Below are 21537 nucleotides of genomic sequence, written 5' to 3' on the forward strand. Positions count from 1 at the left end.
TTAGCCAGAGGGTCTCAGGCCATCACGTCGAGCCGGTTCATTGCGTGCTCGATGACGCTGACGAGCACCTTCTTGCACGACTCGCGGTCGCGCGCGTCGCACAGCAGCAGCGGCACGGACTCGGAGACGTCGAGTGCCACGCGCATCTCCTCCGCCGTGTAGGAGTGGCTGCCCTGGAAGCAGTTCACGGCCACGACGAACGGGATGCCCCGGCGCTCGAAGAAGTCGATCGCGCCGAAACCCGCGTCGAGCCTGCGGGTGTCGACCAGGACGACGGCGCCGATCGAGCCGATCGCCAGCTCGTCCCACAGGAACCAGAAGCGGTCCTGGCCCGGTGTGCCGAACAGGTAGAGGACCAGCTCGGGGTTGATCGTGATGCGGCCGAAGTCCAGGGCGACCGTGGTGGTGGTCTTGCCCTCGACGCCGTAGAGGTCGTCGATCTCCTCACCGGCCTCGGTGAGCAGTTCCTCGGTCCGCAACGGGGTGATCTCGCTGACCGCGCCGACCATCGTCGTCTTGCCGACGCCGAACCCACCGGCGACGACGATCTTGACGGACGAGGGGACGAGGAGCTCTTCCTTGCCCTGCCCGGAACCCGGGCGGTCAGATTGCACGGACACCATCGAGCACCTTCTGGAGTAGGTTCATGTCGACCGGGGCCACCGTGGTGGCCGGGCCGCTGGTGATGACGTCACCGCGCTGGATGAGGTCGCTCAGGAGCACCTTCACCACGACGAGCGGCGCGTGCAGGTAGGCGGCGACCTCCGCGACGGAAAGCGGTTTCCGGCAGAGCTTGATGATCTCCAGGTGCTCGACCGACAGCGCGGCCTGGTCCGTCGTCGTGCGCAGCGCACGGACCTGGGTCGTCAGCGTCAGGTCCTCACCGGCGGGCTTGGGCCTGGTGCGGCCGCTCACCATCGCGTAGGGGCGGACCATGGGGCCCGCCGCCTCGTCGTACCACCAGTCCGAGGAGTTGCTCATGACAGTCCGAGGGGGTTGGGCATCCTCGGTGACGCCAGTGTTCGCGGCGCGGACGACAGGTACGCGCCGACGCGCTTCACGAGCATGTTCATCTCGTACGCGATCATGCCCATGTCGGCGTCCTCGTCGCCCACCACCGCGAGACAGGCGCCCTGCCCCGCCGCGGTGACGAACAGGTGCGCGCGCTCCATCTCGACGATGGTCTGGCGGACCTGTCCACCGCCGAAGTGCCGTCCGGTGCCGCGAGCGAGGCTCTGGAACGCGGACGCCATCGCCGACAGGTGGTCGGAGTCGTCCTTGGACAGCTCGGGAGAGTGGGCGAGCAGCAGGCCGTCCGCGGAGAGCACCACCGCGTGCCGGGCACCGACCACTCTCGCGACGAGGTCCTCCAGCAGCCAGTTGAGCTCGGGGTGCCCGCCGGTCAGGTCGTCCACGGAAATAGCCCTTTCAGTATTCGTGATCACGGTTCCACGACGTCGTCGGCCTGGCGGGCGTCACGCGTGCCCCGCTGGAAGGCGGACATGCCGTCGCGGGTGCGTTCCGCCCGTTCCTCGGGGTTGAACTCCCCGAGTTCGGGCATCGGCCGGAGTTCGTCGTTGGCCAGCTGGGGTACGAGGTGCTGCTGCCGCCTCCGGCGCGGCAGCTCCGGCCGTCCGTTCTGACGCGTCGTCGCCTCACCTTCCGCCGGGTCGTCGGTCGGCCACGCGCCGCCCTGGCGGTCGTCCCGGGGCAGCTCGAGCTGCCCGCTGTTGCTGTCCAGATCCCTTTCCGGGTCCGGGCTCCGGCCGTTTCCCACTGCCCTCCCGGCCCAGAACTCGTCCAGCTGGAAGGTCTCGGTGGGCCTCTCGGGCGGCAGGGAGTCGTGCGTCAGCTCGCCCTGCATCGGGACGGCGGCCCCCAGGGCCTCCGGGGAGCGCGAGGCCTGCTGCAGCGTCTGCTGGCGGAACGTCGGCTTCGGCATCTGCACGGAGTCCGCGGGGTCGGCCGCGCCCGCCTCGCCGACGATCAGCTCGGACGGGACCAGGACCAGCGCGATGGTGCCGCCGGACGGGCAGTCGCGCAGCTCGACGTGGATGTGGCGGCGCGCGGCCAGCCGGGCGACGACGAACAGGCCCAGGCGGGACTCGCCGCGCAGCCGCATCGCCTCGAAGTCGGGCGGCGCCTCGAGCATCTTGTTGTGCTGCTCGCGGTCCTCCGGCTTGATGCCGAGGCCGTGGTCCTCGATCTCGATCACGAGACCCTGCGGCACCTCGCTGCTGTGGATCTCGACCTGCGAGCGCGGCGACGAGAACGACGTCGCGTTGTCGACGAGCTCGGCGATCAGGTGGATGGTGTCGGCGACGGCGGCGCCGACCAGCGCGACCTCGGGCACCGGGTGCACCTTCACGCGGGCGTACTGCTCGGTCTCCGCGACGGCGGCGCGCACGACGTCGAGCATGCGCACGGGCTTGCGCCACTGCCTGCCCGGCTGCTCACCGGTGAGGATGATCAGGTTCTCGGCGTTGCGGCGCGCGCGGGTGGCGAGGTGGTCGAGCTGGAAGAACGCGTCGAGGTGGTCGGGGTTCTCCTCCTCGCGCTCCAGCTTGTCGAGGATCTTGAGCTGGCGGTGCACCAGGCCCTGGTTGCGGCGCGCGATGTCGAGGAAGACCCGGTTCACGCCCTCACGGGTCTGCGACTCCTTCACGGCCGCGGCGACGGCGGTGTACTGCGCGGCGTTGAACGCGTCGGCCACCTGGCCGATCTCGTCGTTGCCGTAGTCGAGCGCGGGGACCTCGGCGGCGACGTCGACGTGCTTGCCGTCGCGCAGCCGCTCCACGATGCTCGGCAGCCGCTCGTGCGCGAGCTTGAGCGAGTCGCTCTTCAGGCTGATCAGGCGGACGATCAACGCCTTGTTGACGAGGCGGTTCGACACGCGCACCGCGACGAAGATGCCGGCGATGACCGCGATCAGGGCGATCAGGCTGCCGATGAGGACGGTGGTGAACTTCTCCTTGCCGTTCGCCATGGCGGTGTTCACGGCGCCGGTGGACTGCTCCTGCACCAGCGTGGTGAGCTCGGCCGACACGGCGCGGCTGGTGTTCTCCCAGTCGGTCAGCGAGACCTGCTGCCCGATGGGCCGTTCCGCGTTCTGCAGCAGGCGGTTCTCGAGGCCGACCAGCTGCTGGTACGGCGCGCTGCCGGTGAGCTGCTTGTAGTGGTCGCGCACGTTCTGCAGGGCGGTGGGCTCGATGACGTTCAGCGTGAAGTGGTACGCGCCGACGAGTTGCACGAACTCGCGGTGCTCCTCGGGCGTGAACCGGCCGGCCGCGATGGCGCCGGCGGCGATCGAGCTGGACCGCGAGGCCGCGTCGGAGGCCTGGAAGTACTGCACCGCGCCGATCGCGCCCTGGACGGTCTCGGCGTCGGGCACGACGCGGGCCTGCGTGCCGAAGAGCGATCCACCGGCGTCGAGCACGCTGTTGTAGTAGCGGTAGACCTCGTCCTTGGACGAGTTGCCCGCCTCCAGGCGCTCGCGCTGGTCGGGCAGCTGCTCCAGCAGCCCGTTGAGCTTGTTGATGCCGTCGACGATCTCCTGCGGCGCCTGGGAGGCGAGCTCCGCGAACGCCGCCTTCATCTTCTCGACGTCCTTGTCGGTGTCCTGCTGCTGCTTGACCAACGCCGACGCGTTGACGCCGGGGCGGCTCAGGCTCGTCATGCTGAGCTCGCGTTCCTTCTGCAGCGACGCGAAGGACTGGACGGCGGGGATCGACGCGTCCCGCACGCCGGAGGCGACCAGCTGGAGGTAGAGCCCTTCGAACACCGTGTAGGACGAGAACAGCGCCCACATGGCCAGAAGGACGACGCTGGGAACCACCACGACACCAGTGAGCCGAGAACGAATTGTCTTGTAATTCGTCTCAGGCACGTTCTTCAGCTTCACAACGCTCCACGACCACCCGAATTGGCGACGGAAAGATAACACCACATGATCAACATGACCAACAGCGATGATCTTGAGGGGGTGAGAGCAGAGTACTCAGTCGGATGCGCAACGCAACACCCCCGAACCTCGGTCCGGTGTCTCTCGTTGTCATGGATGAACATGCTCTCGCAGGCCAGGGCGGGTCAGGCTGACCGAGCGGGCGAAAGGATGCCTAGCTGGGCTTTTGGCAACGGAACTGTGGAAACGCAGTGGCTATTCAGCATGAACTCGGCACGGGCGCACGGCGTCTGCTAACCGGGCGCGGAGCGCGACCAATCGTCGCTATCCGTCACCGGCACTTATTCCGCTATTCGCATGACGATCAAGGCGGCCTGCCCTCGTCGTCAAGAACGCGTTAATTCCGCTGGTCATCGCCGCGACGAGCTCAGGCCCGGCCCATGAACACCGCGCGACGAACCCAAGACACGCGCACCGGCCTCCACACCGGCACCCGCTAACGCCGCGGCAGTGGCCTCCGCCACAGTCACGCGGACGATCTGAGGCCGCTCGGCCCGGACAACCAGGCCGAATCCATCAGCGCGCAAAGCATCTGCACGTTTTTTGTCTGTTTTCTGTCCGCACGGCTCCCGTTCCGTCGGAATTGCGCGTTCCTTCTGCCCGCGGTGAACGAGCACGTCAGTGATAGGACCGCTCGCCGCGTTCCGCCCGCGCCTGTTCGACGCGTGCTTCCAGATCCGCGAACCACTGCCGGCCTTCCGTGCCGCAGCTGTCCCGGATCTCGTGCTTGAGCTCGTAGGTGTTGGCGTTGAGCGTGCGGACCTGCTCCAGACCGTGGTCGACCTGGGCCCGCAACTCGCCCCGCGACCTCTCCAGGTGCGCCGCGGCGGCCCGCATCCCGGCCCGGGCCTGACCGCTCACCATCAGCCGGCTCGGTGCGGCCCGTGCCCGGCGGGCCAGGAACGACATGGTGTGCAGCGAGGCCTGTGTGGACTCGTAGTTGAGGTGTGCGGTGTCGGCGCACTGGTAGGACTCGCGGTGGAACAGGCGCAGGGCGTGGAACTTCACCTCGCCGTCTGCCGTGTTCCTCGCCCGCAGCTTCACGAGCCGTGCCCGCACCCGCTCGGCCTGGCGGCGCACCCTGGCGTTCTCGGCACGGACGCGCTCGAGCGCGCGGTCCGCCTCCGCCGCGGCGGTGCGGACCTCCTCGACCGTGACCCGGCGGGCGCGGCGGTCCCAGAGCCTCATCACGACCAGGACGAGCACCGCGGCGGTCGCCGCGCTGCCGAAGAGCGAGGTGCTGTCGTCGACGACGGGCTCGCCGGGCAGTGACGGCCTCTTCCCCAGGAACACGTAGGTGTTCACGGCGGTCAGCAGCACCAGGCCGTGCACCAACAGGCCGGACCAGCGTCTCAACGGCGGTGAGCGGCGCAGGCGGCCGTTGCGGTGCAACGCGAACCTGGTCAGCGACATCGCCAGCGGCACGGCCGCGAGCGAGCCCCAGAGCCACTCGTGTAGGTGGACCGCGTGTTCGGGCACGCCGTCGAGGACGATGCGCGCCGCGACCGCCGGTGCCGCCAGGACGATCGCCGCCGGCATGGCGAGGAACAGGGCGAAGAACGCGATCGCGCAGCCGCCACCACCACCGCGCCGGCTCACCGGCGCCATCCGTCCGACGACGTCACAGCACTCTCCTAGGTGTGGGGGGTTTCAGTGCAGCGGGCTCTCGCCGCGTGCCGCCCGTGCCTTGTCGATGCGCGCTTCCAGTTCGGCATACCACTGCTGCCCCTGCGGGCCGCAGGTGTCCCGGATCTCGTACTTGAGGTCGGCGGTGCCGATGTTCAGACCGCGGACCGCGTTCAACCCCTGGTCGACGTCCACCTTCAGCACGTCCCGCTGCCCTTCCAGGTGCGCGGCCAGTGCCCGCATCTCGGCCTGGACGCCTTCGCGCCTCAGCCACGACGAGGCCTTCCGCGTTCGGCGGGCCAGGTGCTCCACCCTGTGCAGGGACGTCTGCGCGGACTCGTACCTGCCGTACTCGAGGTCGGCGCACTGGTAGGACTCGCGGTGGTCTCCGCACAGGGCCGGGAACTCGAGCCCCGAGCCCCTGGGCGCGTGCGCGAGACCGCGCGGCCCGGCCTCCCGCATCATCCGCAGGCGCGTGCGCACGTGTTCCGTCTGCTGCGCCACCCGCTGGTTCGCGGCCCTGACCTCGGCTATGACGGTGTCGGCCTCCCGGACCGCCCGGCGCAGGTTGCCCCGCGTCGGCAGTCGCCAGGAATGCCTGTCCCACAACCTCATCACGACCAGCACGACGACCGCGGTCAGCGCCGACTTCCAGATCGCCGGCCAGACGTAGCCGGTGATGACCTCGGACGGGCGGCCGAGCGGCCCGTCGAGCGTGAGCGCCTGGTAGGCGACGAGGTTCACGGCGCAGAGCAGCACCACGGCCCGCAGCAGGATCCCGAGCCAGCGCCGCGGCCAGGTCGTGTGGCGGCGCAACCGTCCGTCGCGGTGCAGCACGCACCGGACCAGCAGCATGGCCAGCGGCACGGAAACGGCCGTGCCCCAGAGGTTGTCGGTCAGCCGGTGCGCCTGGTCCGGCCGGTCGCCGACCACGATGTGCGCCACGGCGGCGGCCGACAGCAGGTACCGGACCAGCAGCCACAGGACGACCGGGGTGATCAGCAGGACGCCGCACCCGAGTGCGCTCCTGTCGTTCTTCGCCACGATGCGGTACCCCTACCTCCGCCGGCCCTGGCCGCGCCGCCGCTCGACTCCCGCCGCGGACGCGACGTCCCTCGCACCCCCGCCGTTGAGGACCTTGTCGACGACCGCCGTGACGTCGTCGCCGAGTTCCTTGTGCTGCTGGACGAGCAGGGTGGTGAGACGCTCGGTGAGGTCGATGTACATCTGGCGTTCTTCCAGTGCCAGTCCCGGTTTCACCGCTTTGCGCTGCATTTCGAGCAGGCACTCGCGCATCGCCACGGCGTTCTTCTCCACGCCGCCGAGGTGCTTGCGCGCGTGGCGCAACGTGGCGGAGGACTCCTGGCGGCGCCGGTCGAGCAGCGCCAGGACGATCTCCTTGCGCTCCGAGGACTCCGACTCGACCCGCCGCATCTCGGTGGTGAGCGCGTACGACTCGGCGATGTACTGCCCGAGGGGCCCGAGCGGGCGCAACGTCTGGGCGACACGGGACACCGTCTCGCTGAACCGGACGCTGTCGCCCTGGACCGTCACCAAACCCATGGCCCGTTCATCCGCGAGGCGCGGCAGGACGTTACAGCCCGAACGACCCGTCCTCAGGCGGGGCCACACCACCCCCAGTGGCGTGGCCCCGCCTCGCTCTTGACTGATGTGGAGGGCGTGCCGCACCGGTTCACCACAGTTGAAGCGAGGTAAGTTAAACCCGGTCCACCCCGGACCGTCAACCGGTGTGAATGTCACACTTTTCGGATTCACGCCAGTCAAAACGCGAGGTGGGTGGGATGACCGAACGCGAAAGACCCGAGAGCCACACCCTGGCCGCGCGGCTCGACCACCTGTTCCGCTTCATCAGGGCGTCCGAGCAGCGCGAGTACAGCAACGAGGACGTCGCCGAGGCGATCACCCGCGACCAGGGCGTGACGATCTCCGCGTCCTACCTCTGGTACCTGCGCACCGGGCAGCGGGACAACCCGACCCTCAAGCACCTCACCGCGCTCGCCACGTTCTTCGGGGTGCCGGCCGCCTACTTCTTCGACGACACCGTGCGCGAGCAGGTCGAGAGCGAGATCGCGCTGGTCACCGCACTGAAGGACACCGGCGTCCGCGAGGTGGCGATGCGGGCGTCCGGGCTCTCGGACAAGAGCCTCGACACGATCACCGAGATCATCAACCGCGTGCGCGAGCTGGAGGGCCTGCCGCCGAAAGAGTCCTGAACTCGCGCGCGAGGGCGGTCAGCCCGGCGACGTCGAGCGCGGGCAGGCTCACCGGACCGGCCTCGACGGGTTCGTCCCTGGCCTTCGCCTCCAGTGCCGCCGCCAGCGCGGCCGCCTCGCCCCGCTGGTCCGCGATCCGGGTGTCCCAGTAGGCGCGCAGCGCGAGCCGTCCGTCCAGGATCTCGATGACGCACCGGTACAGGCGCAGGTCGATCGGCACCCGGACGTCCGGCGGCATGAGCGCGACGCCGGGCATGACGTCGTAGCACGCCCGCCACAGCGGCCGCAGCACGCGGTACGTGCGGTACTGCTCGATCTGCGGACCCCACCGGTACGCGGTCAGGCCCACGAGGAACAGCACCAGGACGATGCCGCCCGTCGACGTGGACACCGGCCCCTCCTGCCACGGCGGCGGCAGGTCCAGGCGCGCGGCCAGGGCGTAGGCGGCCTTGTGCGCCGCGTACACGAACCCGACGAGGCTGGCGATCGACCACAGGCGCAGGGCGAGCCTCATCGGGCCCTCCGCCGCACTGCCCGCGAACTGCCGGGTCAGCCGGAAGACGTCCACCAGCACGTACGCCATGTAGCCGAGGTACACGAGCAGGTACTCGGTGACGAACGGCGCGTTGGCGTACGCACCGACGAAGTCCTCCGCGTTGTCACCAGGGTCCGCCAGCAGGAACAGCACGATCATCGAGACGAGGGCGGCACACGCCGTCAGGGCCCGCACCACGGTCCCGCGCACCGACCTGCCCCCGGAGTGCGCCACGAACACGTGCAGCCAGAACAGGCTGACCACGATGACCCCGTGCTGGACCAGCCGGACCAGACTCGCGCCCTCCGCCAGCCACGGAATCCGCTGGTAGAGCGGCGGCAGCCCGACCGTGAACCCCAGCGCGAGGAAGAACAGCGCGAGGCAGAGGGCCGCGTTGCCGAAGGTCCTCGACGGCCGCCGCACCAGCACCACGACCCGGTAGGCGGTGCTGGCCCACAGCAACAGCACGACGAGGATGTGGAACGCCCTAAGCACTGAGCACCTCGCGCAGCCTGGCCAGCGCGGGGTCTTCCTCGACGTCCGGCGTGACGGTGCCCACGACCTCGAAGCCCGCCCGCATCAGCACGAGCGTGGCGAACAGCTCCGCCTCCTGCTCGTGCTCGTTGCCGTAGCTGTCGCGGCACAGCAGCTGCCGGACGACCTTCGGGTCGAGGTTCGGCGCGAGCAGGCGCGCGGTGAGGTCGTCGAGCTCGGCGACCCCCGCGTGCTCGAACACCATGTGCCCGATCTCGTGCAGGACGATGTGCGCGCGGTGCGCCTCGCCCACGGACTCGTCGTAGAAGATGTAGTCCGCCTTCTTCGCGGCCACCCACAGCCCGGACGGGTTGGAGGTGCGCGAGGTCAGCGCGAGCAGGTGGAGGGGCCTGCCGCGCTGCTCCGCCAGCCGTTCGCACAGCGCCGCGACGTCGAGCGGGGTGCCGATGCGCAGTCGCTGGATCTCTTCCTCGCAGCGCTTCCGCACTCGCGCCAGGTCCACGGTGCGATCCTAGTGCGTCGCTCCGAAGTGGAGTCAGGGCGTGAGGACCGCCCTGCCCCGCGCCCGTCCGCCGTCGAGGACGTCGAGGGGGGTGACGAGCTCGGCGTCGAGCTGGCGACGAGCTCGGCATCGAGCGGCCGACGAGCCCGGCATCGAGCCGGCGACGAGCTACCGCGAGACGGCGCGGCACGGCGCCAAGGCAGGCCGGCTCAGGGGGCGGTGACGGCGTTCGCGATGCGCAGCGTCATCAGCTGCTGTGCGGAGTCGCGCGCCGTCGGCGTGAACGAGTACGCGATCCGGCGCTGCTGGTCCCGCGTCGAGAACAGGCCCGCGTTGTACCCGTACTGCTCCCCCGTCTTGCCCCAGACCGTGATCCCGTTGACGGTGAAGGTCTGCAACCCGGTGCTGTACGCGGCGTCCCGGCCGTCCACCATGGACACGTCCGGCACCGTGAACATCTTCTCCAGCAGGTGCGGCGGCAGCAGCTCACCACCGAAGAGCCCCTCGGCGAACCGGGTGAGGTCACCGGTCGTGGAGATCATGTCGCCCTCGCCGTACGACTTCGAGGTGTTGAAGTCGCTGACGTCGACCAGTCCCCTGCCCGGCACGTCCAGGTACCCGTGCACGTGCGCCCCGCGGATCGCGGTCTCGTCGCGCCCCGGCACGTACGTCCTGGTGAGGTGGAGCGGCCGCGTGATCCGCTGCTCGACCTCCCTGCCGTAACCGCGACCGGTGACCTTCTCGACGACCATCGCGGCGAGCACGTAGTTGATGCCGCGGTACTCCTGGCGCGTGCCGGGGGTGAACTTCGGTTCCTCGTCGGGGATCATCCTCAGCCGCTCGTCCGGGGCGTACCGGTCGTAGCGGTGCTCGAGGACCTTCTCCGGCGTGCTCAGGTCCGGGAAGCCGACCTCGAACGGGATCCCGCTGGTGTGGTCGAGCAACTGGCCGACCTTGACGTCCTTGAGCTTCCCGGGAAGCGCCGGAAGGTGGTGGCGCACCGGCGTTTCGAGGTCCAGCCTCCCCTCGGCCACCAGTTGCAGGGCCACCGTGGCCACGAAGACCTTGGTGACGCTGCCGATCCGGAACCGGTCGTCCGGCGCGATCGCGCATCCGGTCCTCCGATTCGCTACACCGGCCGTGCCGTACCACTCGCCGGCCTCGCCCGACACGCGCAGCTGTGCCGACGTGGCGGCCGGGTTCCGCAGGTCGGAGATGGCCGCCTGCAACAGTTCCGGCTGCAACGGGGGCATGGGGGCCAGGGCGACGGCCGCCGCGATCAGGAGTGATTTCATGATCACCAACCTGCCGTGGTGATCATGCGGAGACCATGGCGCCGGCCCCCGCACTCGCGGTGGGGCCAGCACCAGCAGGACTCACGACCTGCCGGCCTTCAGAGCGTACGAGAGCCCTGCCACGTCGCGTGTCAGGGTCGACCGGAGCGGAGCGCCCGCCGTGCGCGCTCCACCTCACGCCGGTACTCGATCCCCGCCGCCAGTTCCAGCGCCACCTCGTGGTGCCGCCTCCCGGCCGCTCCCAGCACTCTCTTCGGTGGACGGGAGAACTGTGGAACTCGGTTCTGGACGTGGGCAGGACGTTTTCTGGACGCCTGCCCACGCCGTCGTGCCTCTAGCGAACCGCGCGCACGCCGTTCTCGAAGAACGCCAGCCGGACCTCGCGGTCCATCGCGCGCTCCGGGTGGTCCATCAGGCCGAACGCCAGTCCGTCTGCGCTCGTGATGCCCGCGACGTCCTCGAACGACCCGTCCGGGTTCGAGTCCTTCTCGTACCGCAGCGCGACGCGGTAGCCCTCGGTCTCGGTGCCGGGGTCGAACCGGCCTTCCCCGTGCGCGCACGGGAAAGCGAGGGTCTGACCGCCCAGGCCGGTGAGCCACGGGCTGTCGTTCTCGCTGTCGACGACGTGCCGCTGGTTCTCCTCGTTGTGGAACGTCCCGGCGCTGTTGACCTTCAGGCCCACCTTGCCGAAGCAGCCTCCGCGCACGGCGATCTGGAAGCCGTTGCAGATGCCGATCAGCGGACGCGTGCGCGCCGCCTCGAACTGGTCCGCCAGGTGGCTGCGCAGCAACGCCGCCGCCACCGCGCCACCGCCGAGGTGGTCGCCGAACGAGAACCCTCCGGGGATGCAGAGGATGTCGGCGTCGTCGAGCCGTTCGGCGCCCGAGAGCAGGTCGGCCGCGAACCTCATCCGCGGCTGCGCACCCACCTCGGCGAACGCTCGGACGGTCTCCTCCTGGCAGTTGGTGCCGGGCAGGTACAGGACGTTGACGGTCGGCTTCATGCGATCCTCGCCGTGAACGAGTTGAGCCAGCCGTCGCGCGCGGCCGGGGCGAACAGGTCGACGCCTTCGAGCACGATGCCGGTGCCCTCCAGCGTTCCTTCGAGCGTGCCGAGGACCACCGGGTCGAGCTCGGCGGGCAGGGCGGCCACGTCCTCGGGGGCGACCTCGACGACGGCGCCGACGCGGTGCTCGGCGAAGAGCGACTCGGTGGTCCCGGACTCGAGCTTCACGCCGATGCCGCTCGCGAGCACGCCCTGGGCGAGCGTGGCCGCGACACCACCGGCGCCGATGCGGGCACCGCTGCGCAGCAGGTGCCTGCTCGCGGCGAGCGCGGTCAGGTAGCTGTCCACATCGGACAGTTCGAGGTCGTCGAGCGCGCCGACCGGCAGGCCGAGCTTGCGCGCGGCGACCGTGCCGACCGGGGAGCTCGTGGCCAGGCCGACGCGCACGAGCACGTTGCCCGCCGTGGTCCACTGCTCGCGCAGCAGGCCGTCGGTGTGCGGCACCTTGCCCAGCGCGCTCAGGAACACCGCGGGCGGCACGCTGACGAGGCCCTCGTCGGTCTGCACGGAACCGGCCGACGAGTCCTTGCCCGAGATCAGCGGCACGCCGAAGTGGCGCACCAGCACCGCGAGCTCGTCGACCATGCCGACCAGCCACTCGCGCCAGTGCGGCGAGAGGTGCGGGGTGTAGAAGTTGTCGCACATGCAGATGTCCTTGACCGCGACACCCGCGAGCACCTGGCCCGCGATCGCCGAGACGAACATCTGACGGGTCGCGGCTACCGGGTCGGCGTCGAACATCCACGGGTTGAACGCGGTGTTGAGCACCGCCGCGGCGGGAGAGCCGGCGACCGGGGTGCCGGCCCAGTAGGCCGTGCGGACCGAGTGCTCGGTGCCGTAGTGCGGGCCGTACCAGGTGTTGCCCTGGACCGTGGAGTCGTACTGCGAGTCGGCGAAGTGCTGCGAGGCCACCTCCGCGTCGGCGACGACCTCCTCCAGCAGCCCGGCGAGCTGCGTGGGCGCGAGCTCCGGCCACTCGACCACGTCGGACGGACGCGGCGGCGGGCCGACCTCCTGGCGTTCGACCTCGATGTCGAGCAGGTCGTACGCCACGTCGAAGCCCGTCTCGCCCTGGTGCACCGGAGCGGCGTCCGGCGCGGCGGCGATGAGCGCCTCCTCGGTCAGGTCCGGCGCGTGGAACACGTGGTAACGACCCGTGTCCGCGAACCGGCCGATGACCGTCGAACGCACCATGTGGCGGTCGAGGATCTTCTTCGCCCGCACCTGGTGCTCCGGCGGCACGGCGAGCAGCATGCGTTCCTGCGACTCGGACAGCAGGATCCGCCACATCGGCAGCGCCGCGGTCTTCAACGGCACCAGCGCGGTGTTGATCCAGACACCGCACGCCTCGCCGATCTCGCCGACAGCGCTGTTCAGACCCGCGCCGCCGACGTCGGTGAGGGCGCTCATGCAGCCCTCTTCGCGCAGTTCGATCAGCGCCTTGCGGAACTTGACCTGCTCCAGCGGCGCGCCGATCTGCACCGCGGTCGTGTCCATCGTGGCGCCCGCGGAACTGGCGGACGCGCCGTGGATGCCCTCGTTGCCCGTCAGGCCACCGATCAGCACCACGAAGTCACCGGGTCGCGGCGTACCCCGCTGCGCCGCCTCCACCGGCAGCAGCCCGATGCTGCCACCGAGCGCGAACGGCTTGGCGCGGTAGCCGGGGTGGAACGTCATCCGCGACGACATCATCGGCACGCCGAAGGTGTTGCCGTACTCCTTGATCGCCCGGATCGTCTCGCCGGCGAGCCTGCGCGCGTCCGGCCGGCCCTTGATGGGCGCAGGCGCCTCGGGCTCGCCGATCGCGGTGTACTCGAAGCTGCCGATCGGGTCGGCACTCAGCCCGGTCCCGAGGATGTCCCGCAGCACACCGCCGAGCTTCGTCAGCTGTCCGAAGTAGCCGGAGATCGCCGACGGCCCGTTGTGCGTCTCGGCCTTGATGGCGATCGCGTGGCCGTCGTAGAAGTCCCAGACACCGGCGTTGTCGTGGAACATGCTCAGCACGTTGGGGTTGCCGACGTCCTTGGCCGCCTGGACCAGCCGGCCGAGCAGGCCGCCCAGCGACTTCCACGTGGTGTGCGCGCAGTGGTCGCTCCACCGGGCGTCCAGCGCCTCCAGCAGCACGTCGGTGACGAACTCGTCCCCCAACGTGATCTGCACGTGCTGCACGTGCTTCATCTGCGCGAGCGTCAGGTTCCGCCCACCGGCCGTGCCCAGCGCCGCGAGCTCGTCGTCACCGAGCCCGCGCAGGTCGAACTGCGCGGCCTTGTCGTAGTGCCCCTGCGGCACGAGGGTGTCGTAGCGCGGCTCCTCGTCGTGCAGCTCCTCGATCGTCGCGTTGAACCGCGTCGAGAGGATGAGGTCGCGCAGCCGCGGCGACGCCGACCGGTAGCCGGTCGCGACCTTGCCGGCGCGCGCCTTCACCCCGAGCAGCCCGCACACCGTGATGATGGAGTCGCTCTCGTTGTCGACCACACCCCGCTTGTAGGCGACCTGCACGGCGCCCGCGGGAAGCGGCTGGTCCAGGGAGACCTCGACGTCGAGCTGGTCACCGAGCACAGCGGCCACCCCGGCCAGCGCGGCGGCGTCGGGCGCGTCCACGAACTCGACGTAGTAGTCGCGCCACACCTCGAGGTCGTCGAGCCCCCACGATCGGCCGAGCTCACGGATGTCGGGCTCCGCTACCCCCGCGGAGCGAACCGAGAACTTGTGGATCAACAATCCTCCTGGAGCTGAACGGTCGGGAGCAATTGTCCCCGGCAGCGACCGCGCTCGTGGAAGCACCCAGGCATCCGGGCGGGCCCGCACTGCGACACATGCAGCACCCTAGGCGGTGGGTCGTCGCCGAGCCGAATCGGAAGAGGGCGACGCGCGTCACTCGTTCGGCGTCGACAACCAGGTGCGCAGGCGCTATCAGTTGATCCCGTACGGACCGCGGATCGGGGGGTTCACGTGCGACTGCACGACCTGTCGTGGACGGACGCCCTCCACGGCGCTCCTGGGCGACACCTCGGCGGCACCCCGGGACTCGCCGCGGCGCCGACCGCGGGCGAACCCGTCGTGGTCACCCCGGACAGCGACCTGGGCGGACACCTGCGCGAGTGGTCGACGTCCGCACGGCGGGCGAGCTGGACGCTCAACCACGAAGGCGGCCGGATGACCGACGAGGAACGCGCCCGCGGACACCTGACCCGTGCCTTGGCCGCCACGTTCCGATCGGAGCTGAGCCGATGACGATCCCGGCCGACGGCCTGAGCCACACCGCCCTCTACACCGCCTGGGTGAGACACGTCGAGGCCTCACGACCGCACGCGGTTCTTCGACGACCGGGTCGTGGACGCGCTGAACAGCGGCGTGCGGCAGGTCGTGACCCTCGCCGCCGGCATCGACGGCCGCACGACCCGCCTGCCGTGCCCACCCGGCACCCGCTGGTTCGAGCTGGACCTGCCGGGCATGACCGAGTTCAAGACCGCACTGGTCGCGCGCTCCGGCCTGACACCGGCCTGCGAGCGCGTCGGGGTGGCCGCCGACCTCACCGCGGACTGGACGGAACCGTTGCGCGCGGCCGGGTTCGACGAGGAGCAGCCGACCGCGTGGCTCGTCGAGGGCGTGCTGATGTACCTCACTCCGGCGCAGGGCGACGCGGTGCTGGCCGAGGTGACCGCGCTGTCGGCGTCCGGCAGTCACCTGCTCCTCGAACACCTGCAGGTCTCGATGCTCGGCGAGCAGGGCGCACAGGTGCGGGAAGGGCTGGCCAGGCACGGGGTGGTCTTCACGGCGGCGCGCGACGACCTCGAGGACTGGCTCGGCGCCGCAGGCTCGCGGGCGCGCGTCCACGCGGGCGTGGATCCCGCGATCGGCCACGGCCGGTCCGTCGCCCCGGTGCCCGCCGCCTGGCTCGCCGCCGCGACCAGGCTCGAGTCCACGAAGGACGTCCGCGCTTCCACCTGGGTCCGGTGACCAGCGGCGGCGAGGACGGACGTCCAACCGTCGGTGTGCCGACCCGTTGACAAGTCAGGTTTGCAATGCAAACCTAACTGCATCACAGTCACGTTTGGGGGAACAAGATGGCAAGTGATCCGGGCGAACTGCTCGACGAACTGGCCGGCCTGCGCAAACGCGCCCGCGACGACCGCCACGGGTACTGGTTCCCGTTGCTGCTCATGGGCGTCCTGACGCTGGTGTCGCTGCCGCTCTCACAGGCTGACCCGAACCCGACCGACCACCTGGTCGACGGCGGGCCCGGCTGGTGGATGAACCCGTTGGTGCACCTCAGGTTGAAGACTGAGATGGTGCATCCGCTCGGGCTCGCGCTGTACTGGCTCGTAGCGCTGCTCGTCGGTGTGCTCGCGACCGTGTGGTGGTACCGGTGGCGCGCACGGCGCGTCGGTGTGGAGACGCCGACCGGCACGTACGTCCAGGTCGCGCTGTTCGGACTGGTCGCCGTGCTGTTCGGAATCCCGTTGAGCACCAGCGTGATCCTGCACTACACGCTCTTCTACCCCACGATTCTCGTCGCCGCGGTCGTCATGGCGGTGCTGCTGGGGTTGGCGCTGCTCTGCTTCCGCGCACGGCGGTGGCGGCCGTTGTTCGTGCCCCTCGGCCTGTTGCTGGTGTCGGTGGCGTTGTCGTTGCTGCAACTGCCCGACGTCGACGTCGACCTCGGGATGGCCGGTGGGGCCCAGTTCATGGCGATCGCGCTGGGCCTGGTGACGCTGGCGTGGATCGAACGCAGCGTGTTGTGCTCGGTGATCGCAGTGGTGTTCACGACCTGCGTGCTGATCGTCAACAATCTCTCCATGGAGAACGACGCTCTGGGCGGCGCCGGTGGCGTCCTGCTGCTCGCGGCCACCCTTGTACTGGGCGGGCTCGGCGCCCTGGTGGCCGGCCGGGCCTCGTCGTGACGGAGCACCCGACAGCGGCGCTCGACGACGTCGTCCACCAGCGGCACCGGCTGGGCATCCTCACCATCGCGGCGGAGGTGAAGCGGGTGGAGTTCGCGTACCTGAAGTCCACCCTCGGCCTCACCGCCGGCAACCTCTCGCGCCACATCGCGGTGCTGGAGGAGGCCGGGCTGCTCGTGATCGAGAAGGGGTACGAGGGCAAGCGGCCGAAGACGTGGGTCAGCGTCACGGCCGCCGGACGCCAGGCGCTCGCCGCCGAGATGGCCGCGCTGCGGGCGTTGCTGGAACGCCACGGCAGGGCGTGACAGCCCGGCCGCGGCGTGTTCCGGCACAGCGGACCCAACCGGTCCACAGTGGACCGAACCGTCGGGCCGGCCAGGCGGACCTCGGCAAGAAAGCCGTAGAGGGTTCTCGTGGCATCTCGCCCGCGAGAACCCTCTCGGCCCTCGATCAGCTCAGCTCGAAGATCACCGACGCGGCGGGAACCTCCATCCGGTGCATCTTGTCGAGCTTCCAGCCGCCTTCTCCGAAGACACCGAGCCATTCGTCGATCGTGGGCATGTAGGTGGCCATCATGTCGTGGCCGACCTCGAACCCCAGCGAGAACACCGGCTTGTCGGCGTCCGCGATCCCGACCGTGCGAGTGGCGTCACCGAGCAGGAACTTGCGCACGTTCGGGAACAGCGCGCGCAGGTTGCGCAGGTTGCGGACGCAGTCCTCGCGGGGCCAGAAGTCGTGGCCCATCATGAAGCAGGTCAGCAGCTCGACCTTCTCGTACTCCGGCTTCGCGGTCAGGTTGCGGGCGTCGTCCAGGGCGAACGAGATGCGGTCCGACAGCCCGGCCTCGGCGACGGCGCCGGCCGCGAAGTCGAGCGCGCCCTGGGCGATGTCGATGCCCAGACCGGTGGTTCCCGGAAAACGCCCGAGGATCTGGATCAGGCGGGCCGCGCTGCCGCTGCCGAGATCGGCGACGTGGGTGAACTCGAAGTCGATCCCGTTCATGACCTGCCAGAAGGTCGGGTCCCAGAACCGGCCGTTGATCTCCCGGCAGGCGAAGCTGATCGCACCGGCGTCGCGCTGGTAGAAGTCCTCGCCGTGCCGGTTCTCGTTGCGCAGCACGGACGGCATCTCGGTGAAGAGGCCGGAGCAGCCCCGGGCCAGCCAGTGGAAGATCGACCGGTACCTCTCCACCTCTTCGAAGTTCGGGCCGACCCACACCAGGGTGTCGTCCCTGTGCACCGCCTTCACGCTCGCCAGGGCGGCGAACATGCCCACGGTGGAGGCGGGGTCGAGGTTCTTGCGGGTGGCGAACTCGATGGCGTCCAGTTTGCCGTGCTCGTTCAGCTCGTCGAGGGCACCCAGTTCCCAGGCGGCACTGATGGCCCACGACGCCAATGTCGAGTTGTAGATTTCGGCAGCGCTGAGCAGGCGCTGCGTTTCCAGGAGTTCCGCAGTCACAATGTGCCCCAGTCATCGTTCGTGGAAGTTCTCGGACGTTCGGGTCGGTTCAGGATTCGAGCGCACGCCCACCGTGGAGCGTTTCGGCGTAGGAGAAGTAGTGCCCCTGTCCCACGCTGATCGGCGCGAGCGCCCTCAGGTCAGCGAGATCGGCGGGCAGGTCGTCGAACAGGGTCAGCTCGGCGTCTCCGGACCACACCGGCGAGAACTCCACACCGTCCACAACGGACGCCACCAGCTCGGAGACGGGTTTCTCGTCCGGCAGCCACGGCGGGATGACCCGGTTGTGCGCCAGCGGAACGGTGTGCAGGCGCGGCGGCTCGGCGGCTTCGGCCCGCAGGGTCACGGCCGCTTCGGCGACGCGGCGGCCCAGCACGGACAGCGATCCGGCGAGGCGGCCCCCCGGCGAGATCCGCGGACCGGCCCTGCCGACGGACGCCGGACGGGTCTGGTGGATCTCGCCGAACTGCTTGGGCATGCCCTGCAGCCAGCCGCGGACGAGCGGTACCGAGCGGTCGACCCAGGCGTACGGGCACCTCGCGAGCTGTTCGCCCCGGAACTCGCAGGCGAGCAGGAGCAGGAACTCGCCGAACTGGGCGCGCTGCGGATCAGCGAGTTCGGCGCCGTCTGCCGAAGTCCACTGCCACTGCGCGAAAACAGCCGCGGCGGCGCCGGGATCGCTGCCGGGTGAGAGCCCCGGCGGCAGGAACGCGGCGGCGGCCTCGGGGTTCACCCGGTAGTCCACCATGAGGATGTCGCCGGAGAAGTGCCACGGCGGCGGGGTGAGCATCGAGGACCGGCCGGACGGCGACAACGGCAGGCTGTAGCCGGACAGCCCCTGGTCGATCATGACGTTCCCTTCCAGGCGGCTGCCAGCCGGGCGGCGGCGGCACGCAGCAGCGACGGTGAGTTGAAGCTGTAGGAGAGGCGCACCGCGGGCGTGCCGGTGCGGCCGAACCGGGAGCCGGCGGCGACGACGACCCCGCACTCCCGGGCGGCGGCGAGCAACACCGGCTCGGGCTGTGCCGCCTCCAGCCACAGGAAGAAGCCGCCCTGCGGCCGCCGCACCTCGACGGTTCCCCGCAGGTGCTCGGTGACGGCCCCGTGCAGGGCGTCACGACGGTCGCGGAGCCGGGAGCGCAGCCAGTCGAGGTGCCGGTCGAACCCGCCGTCGCGCAGCAGGGTCGCGACGGCCAGCGAGCAGGTGTGGTTGGCGCTGCCGCCGCTGACCAGCAGGCCGCGGGAGGCCAGCCGGTCGACGACCGTCCGGTCGGCCTGCAGCCAGCCCAGGCGCAGACCGGGACCGAGGACCTTGGAGATGGTCCGCAGCCGCACCACCCCGCGCTGCCCCGCGAGGGAGGCGAGCGACGGCGGCACACCGGTGCCGTCCAGGTCCAGTTCGGCATAGGCGTCGTCCTCGACGAGGAGCACCTGGTGCCGGGCGGCCACCTCCAGCACCGCGAGCCGGCGCCGCAGCGGCATGACGGTGCCGGTCGGGTTGTGGAAGGTCGGCGTGAGCACGACGAACGCCACCTGCCCCGCCGCCGTGCGCAGCGCCTCGTCCAGCGCCTCGGGCACGATGCCGTCCGCGTCGGTGGCGACCTCACGCAGGACCAGGCCGCAGTCGCGCAGCACGGCCCGGCCGAAGTCGTACCCGGTCCGCTCGACGAGCACCTGCTGTCCCGGAGCGGCCAGTGCCGTGCCGAGCAGGTGCAGGGCGTGCGAACTTCCCGCGGTGACGAGGATGTTCTCCGCGGCGCAGGGCGTTCCGTCGAGTGCGGTGGCGCGGTCGGCGACGGCCTCGCGGAACGGCAGCGCGCCCCGGTTCTCGCCGTAGCTCAGTGCCGCGGCACCGAACTCCGGCACCATCCGCGCGTAGGCCTCGCCGATCAGGTCGACCGGCAGCAGGCCCGGTTCGAGGTAGCCGGGACCGAGATCCGCGGTGCCGGGCGGGGACACCGCCTGGACCGTGCCCGCCCGCCAGTGCCGGTCGTGCGAGGACGGCCCGGCGGTGTCCTGCCGGGCGAGCAGGACGCTCATCCCTGCAACAACACGGTGCGCAGGGCCTCGGCCGCACCCCGCACCGCGGACTCGGAGCGCGACAGGGCGATGCGCAGCAGGTGATCACCCTCGTGCGGGCGGGCCCAGTGGAACTTCTGGCAGGGCAGCACGAACACGTTGAAGTCCTGCACCCTCGACCACACCTCGAGACCCTGCCGGTCCCCGACGTGGAGCCGTTCGACGCTGGCCCTGCTGTGGGTGTCGGGGAAGCTGACACCGGGCACGCCGGCGAGCACGGACCGCAGCACGGACCGGTTGCGGGCGATGAACTGGTGCAGCTCGGCGAGGCCACCGCCGGCGGCGTCCTCGGAGAAGCGCCGGATCATCCCCATGATCACCGGTGAGACGCCGAGCAGGATGTCCGAGTAGATCTCGCGCACCGGCAGACCGACGTTCTCCGACGACACCAGGAAACCGATCTTCAGCTCCTGGGTGGGCCACAGCTTGCCGGTGTCCTCGATGACCACCCAGCGGCAGCCGCTGTCGCGCAGGATCGCGTAGTGGTCGTAGTGCGCGTCGGTGTCGAAGCCCCGGAACGAGGTGTCGAGGGTGAGCACGACGTCGTGCTCGGCGCACTGCTCCGCCAGCCGGCGCAGCCGTTCGGCCGGCAGCACCCGGCCGGTGGGGTTGTTCGGCGTCGTCACGAACACGCAGCCGAGCTGGGAGAGCAGCTCGCCGGGCAGGTCGCCCGCGTGCAGCGCGTCCTCCTCCACCGGCACCAGGCGCAGGCCGACACCGCGCAGGATGTCCGGGATGTTGTCGAACGTCGGGTGGATCAGGCCGATGGTGTCCACCTCGGTCGCCAGGGACCGGGCGAAGATCTCCATTGCCACGGAAGAGGAGTAGCAGCTCAGCACCCGGCCGGACGGGAAGCTGGACTGGCCGAGCAGCTCGAAGTAGGCCTGCTTGGCCGAGGCTTCCACCTCCTCCACCGGGAGCTTGACCGCCTCGGCCCAGAGGCCGGGCAGGTCGTCGATGATCCGGACCTGGCTGGACGTGAGCGCCTGGCGGGCGTGGCCGTCCGACAGGTTCAGCGGGCTGTTGAGCGCCAGGTACTCGAACTGGGTCAGGTTGCCCAGCTCAGCGGAAGAACTCGTGGTGACAGTCATTGCGTGGATTCCGTTCACAAGCACCTTTGGGAATGGGCACGAGAATCAAGCTGCTTGGAGCCCAGCGCAGGAACGAAATACCATTCCCCCAGTGCTGAACTCACCGGTCGCCTAGTCGGCCACCGGGATAGGACGACGCAACGCTAACAGGCCCACGACCGTCACGAGCTGGCAAAAGACCGGGATCGACGACCGGAGGGCCGACTCACCTGGGACATTTCCCGTGCGGTCAAACTGCACCGGTCGAACTTGAACCAGCAGCGAAATTCCTTACCCGTCCGGAAGACGCCTC

General features: G+C 70.0%; 20 protein-coding genes and 1 pseudogene. 5 read left to right on the forward strand and 16 right to left on the reverse strand.

The window, feature by feature from the left end; translation table 11 throughout:
- Window positions 1–14: 14 nt before the first annotated feature.
- The 7 genes from IEY88_RS24130 to IEY88_RS24160 all read right to left on the reverse strand — a co-directional run bounded on the left by IEY88_RS24130 (window position 15) and on the right by IEY88_RS24160 (window position 7150).
- Window positions 15–623: a GTP-binding protein gene (locus IEY88_RS24130; RefSeq protein ID WP_189157072.1), complete on the reverse strand. Its 609-nt coding sequence runs from the start codon at window positions 621–623 to the stop codon at window positions 15–17.
- Window positions 604–981 carry a DUF742 domain-containing protein gene (locus IEY88_RS24135; RefSeq protein WP_189157073.1) on the reverse strand — a complete coding sequence of 126 codons (378 nt, stop codon included), beginning with the start codon at window positions 979–981 and terminating at the stop codon, window positions 604–606. The genes IEY88_RS24130 and IEY88_RS24135 overlap by 20 nt, the downstream gene beginning before the upstream one ends.
- Window positions 978–1445: a roadblock/LC7 domain-containing protein gene (locus tag IEY88_RS24140; RefSeq protein ID WP_373294170.1), complete on the reverse strand. Its 468-nt coding sequence runs from the start codon at window positions 1443–1445 to the stop codon at window positions 978–980. The genes IEY88_RS24135 and IEY88_RS24140 overlap by 4 nt, the downstream gene beginning before the upstream one ends.
- The gene (locus tag IEY88_RS24145; RefSeq protein ID WP_229693690.1) at window positions 1442–3838 is read right to left on the reverse strand and encodes a sensor histidine kinase; all 2397 of its coding nucleotides are present in this window, start codon (window positions 3836–3838) and stop codon (window positions 1442–1444) included. The genes IEY88_RS24140 and IEY88_RS24145 overlap by 4 nt, the downstream gene beginning before the upstream one ends.
- Window positions 3839–4579: 741 nt before the next feature.
- Window positions 4580–5569 (reverse strand): hypothetical protein, encoded by a 990-nt coding sequence (locus tag IEY88_RS24150; RefSeq protein ID WP_189157075.1) that lies wholly within the window; start codon window positions 5567–5569, stop codon window positions 4580–4582.
- 42 nt (window positions 5570–5611) lie between these two features.
- Window positions 5612–6631 (reverse strand): hypothetical protein, encoded by a 1020-nt coding sequence (locus IEY88_RS24155; RefSeq protein WP_189157076.1) that lies wholly within the window; start codon window positions 6629–6631, stop codon window positions 5612–5614.
- Window positions 6632–6643: 12 nt separating this feature from the next.
- On the reverse strand, window positions 6644–7150 hold the full coding sequence (locus IEY88_RS24160; protein ID WP_189157077.1) for a hypothetical protein: 507 nt from the start codon (window positions 7148–7150) through the stop codon (window positions 6644–6646).
- Window positions 7151–7389: 239 nt separating this feature from the next.
- Between IEY88_RS24160 and IEY88_RS24165 the strand changes: the two genes are divergently transcribed.
- Complete coding sequence (locus IEY88_RS24165; RefSeq protein ID WP_189157078.1) at window positions 7390–7821, forward strand: helix-turn-helix domain-containing protein; 432 nt, start codon at window positions 7390–7392, stop codon at window positions 7819–7821.
- Here IEY88_RS24165 and IEY88_RS24170 read toward each other — a convergent pair.
- The 5 genes from IEY88_RS24170 to IEY88_RS24190 all read right to left on the reverse strand — a co-directional run bounded on the left by IEY88_RS24170 (window position 7775) and on the right by IEY88_RS24190 (window position 14431).
- Window positions 7775–8851: an MAB_1171c family putative transporter gene (locus IEY88_RS24170; RefSeq protein ID WP_189157079.1), complete on the reverse strand. Its 1077-nt coding sequence runs from the start codon at window positions 8849–8851 to the stop codon at window positions 7775–7777. The genes IEY88_RS24165 and IEY88_RS24170 overlap by 47 nt on opposite strands.
- Window positions 8844–9353: an ImmA/IrrE family metallo-endopeptidase gene (locus IEY88_RS24175; protein ID WP_189157080.1), complete on the reverse strand. Its 510-nt coding sequence runs from the start codon at window positions 9351–9353 to the stop codon at window positions 8844–8846. The genes IEY88_RS24170 and IEY88_RS24175 overlap by 8 nt, the downstream gene beginning before the upstream one ends.
- A 209-nt stretch (window positions 9354–9562) precedes the next feature.
- Window positions 9563–10648 (reverse strand): serine hydrolase domain-containing protein, encoded by a 1086-nt coding sequence (locus IEY88_RS24180; protein ID WP_229693691.1) that lies wholly within the window; start codon window positions 10646–10648, stop codon window positions 9563–9565.
- A gap of 334 nt (window positions 10649–10982) precedes the next feature.
- On the reverse strand, window positions 10983–11651 hold the full coding sequence (locus tag IEY88_RS24185; RefSeq protein WP_189157081.1) for a phosphoribosylformylglycinamidine synthase subunit PurQ: 669 nt from the start codon (window positions 11649–11651) through the stop codon (window positions 10983–10985).
- Complete coding sequence (locus IEY88_RS24190) at window positions 11648–14431, reverse strand: AIR synthase-related protein (RefSeq protein ID WP_189157082.1); 2784 nt, start codon at window positions 14429–14431, stop codon at window positions 11648–11650. Before IEY88_RS24190 ends, IEY88_RS24185 begins: the two co-directional genes overlap by 4 nt.
- A 234-nt stretch (window positions 14432–14665) precedes the next feature.
- Here IEY88_RS24190 and IEY88_RS24195 point away from each other — a divergent pair, with 234 nt between their 5' ends.
- The 4 genes and pseudogenes from IEY88_RS24195 to IEY88_RS24210 all read left to right on the forward strand — a co-directional run bounded on the left by IEY88_RS24195 (window position 14666) and on the right by IEY88_RS24210 (window position 16922).
- The gene (locus IEY88_RS24195; protein WP_189157083.1) at window positions 14666–14947 is read left to right on the forward strand and encodes a hypothetical protein; all 282 of its coding nucleotides are present in this window, start codon (window positions 14666–14668) and stop codon (window positions 14945–14947) included.
- An 84-nt stretch (window positions 14948–15031) separates the two neighbouring features.
- Window positions 15032–15673, forward strand: a pseudogene (locus IEY88_RS24200) (SAM-dependent methyltransferase); the annotation flags it as partial.
- Between the two features lie 107 nt (window positions 15674–15780).
- Complete coding sequence (locus IEY88_RS24205; RefSeq protein WP_189157084.1) at window positions 15781–16617, forward strand: hypothetical protein; 837 nt, start codon at window positions 15781–15783, stop codon at window positions 16615–16617.
- A complete protein-coding gene (locus tag IEY88_RS24210; RefSeq protein WP_189157085.1) occupies window positions 16614–16922 on the forward strand; it encodes a winged helix-turn-helix domain-containing protein in 309 nt (102 codons plus the stop codon). Before IEY88_RS24205 ends, IEY88_RS24210 begins: the two co-directional genes overlap by 4 nt.
- Before the next feature lie 145 nt (window positions 16923–17067).
- On the opposite strand, the gene IEY88_RS24215 is transcribed toward IEY88_RS24210, so the two are convergent.
- Genes IEY88_RS24215 through mppP form a run of 4 tightly spaced genes read right to left on the reverse strand, consistent with a single transcriptional unit; the run spans window position 17068 to window position 21245 of the window.
- Window positions 17068–18075, reverse strand: a complete 1008-nt coding sequence (locus IEY88_RS24215; RefSeq protein ID WP_189157086.1) for an SAM-dependent methyltransferase — start codon at window positions 18073–18075, stop codon at window positions 17068–17070.
- A 49-nt stretch (window positions 18076–18124) separates the two neighbouring features.
- Window positions 18125–18925 (reverse strand): enduracididine biosynthesis enzyme MppR, encoded by an 801-nt coding sequence (mppR, locus tag IEY88_RS24220; protein WP_189157087.1) that lies wholly within the window; start codon window positions 18923–18925, stop codon window positions 18125–18127.
- Window positions 18922–20115, reverse strand: a complete 1194-nt coding sequence (locus tag IEY88_RS24225; protein ID WP_189157088.1) for an aminotransferase class I/II-fold pyridoxal phosphate-dependent enzyme — start codon at window positions 20113–20115, stop codon at window positions 18922–18924. The genes mppR and IEY88_RS24225 overlap by 4 nt, the downstream gene beginning before the upstream one ends.
- Complete coding sequence (gene mppP / locus IEY88_RS24230) at window positions 20112–21245, reverse strand: enduracididine biosynthesis enzyme MppP (RefSeq protein WP_189157089.1); 1134 nt, start codon at window positions 21243–21245, stop codon at window positions 20112–20114. Before mppP ends, IEY88_RS24225 begins: the two co-directional genes overlap by 4 nt.
- Window positions 21246–21537 lie beyond the last annotated feature (292 nt).

The organism is Lentzea pudingi, from assembly GCF_014646255.1.
Lineage (GTDB): Bacteria > Actinomycetota > Actinomycetes > Mycobacteriales > Pseudonocardiaceae > Lentzea > Lentzea pudingi.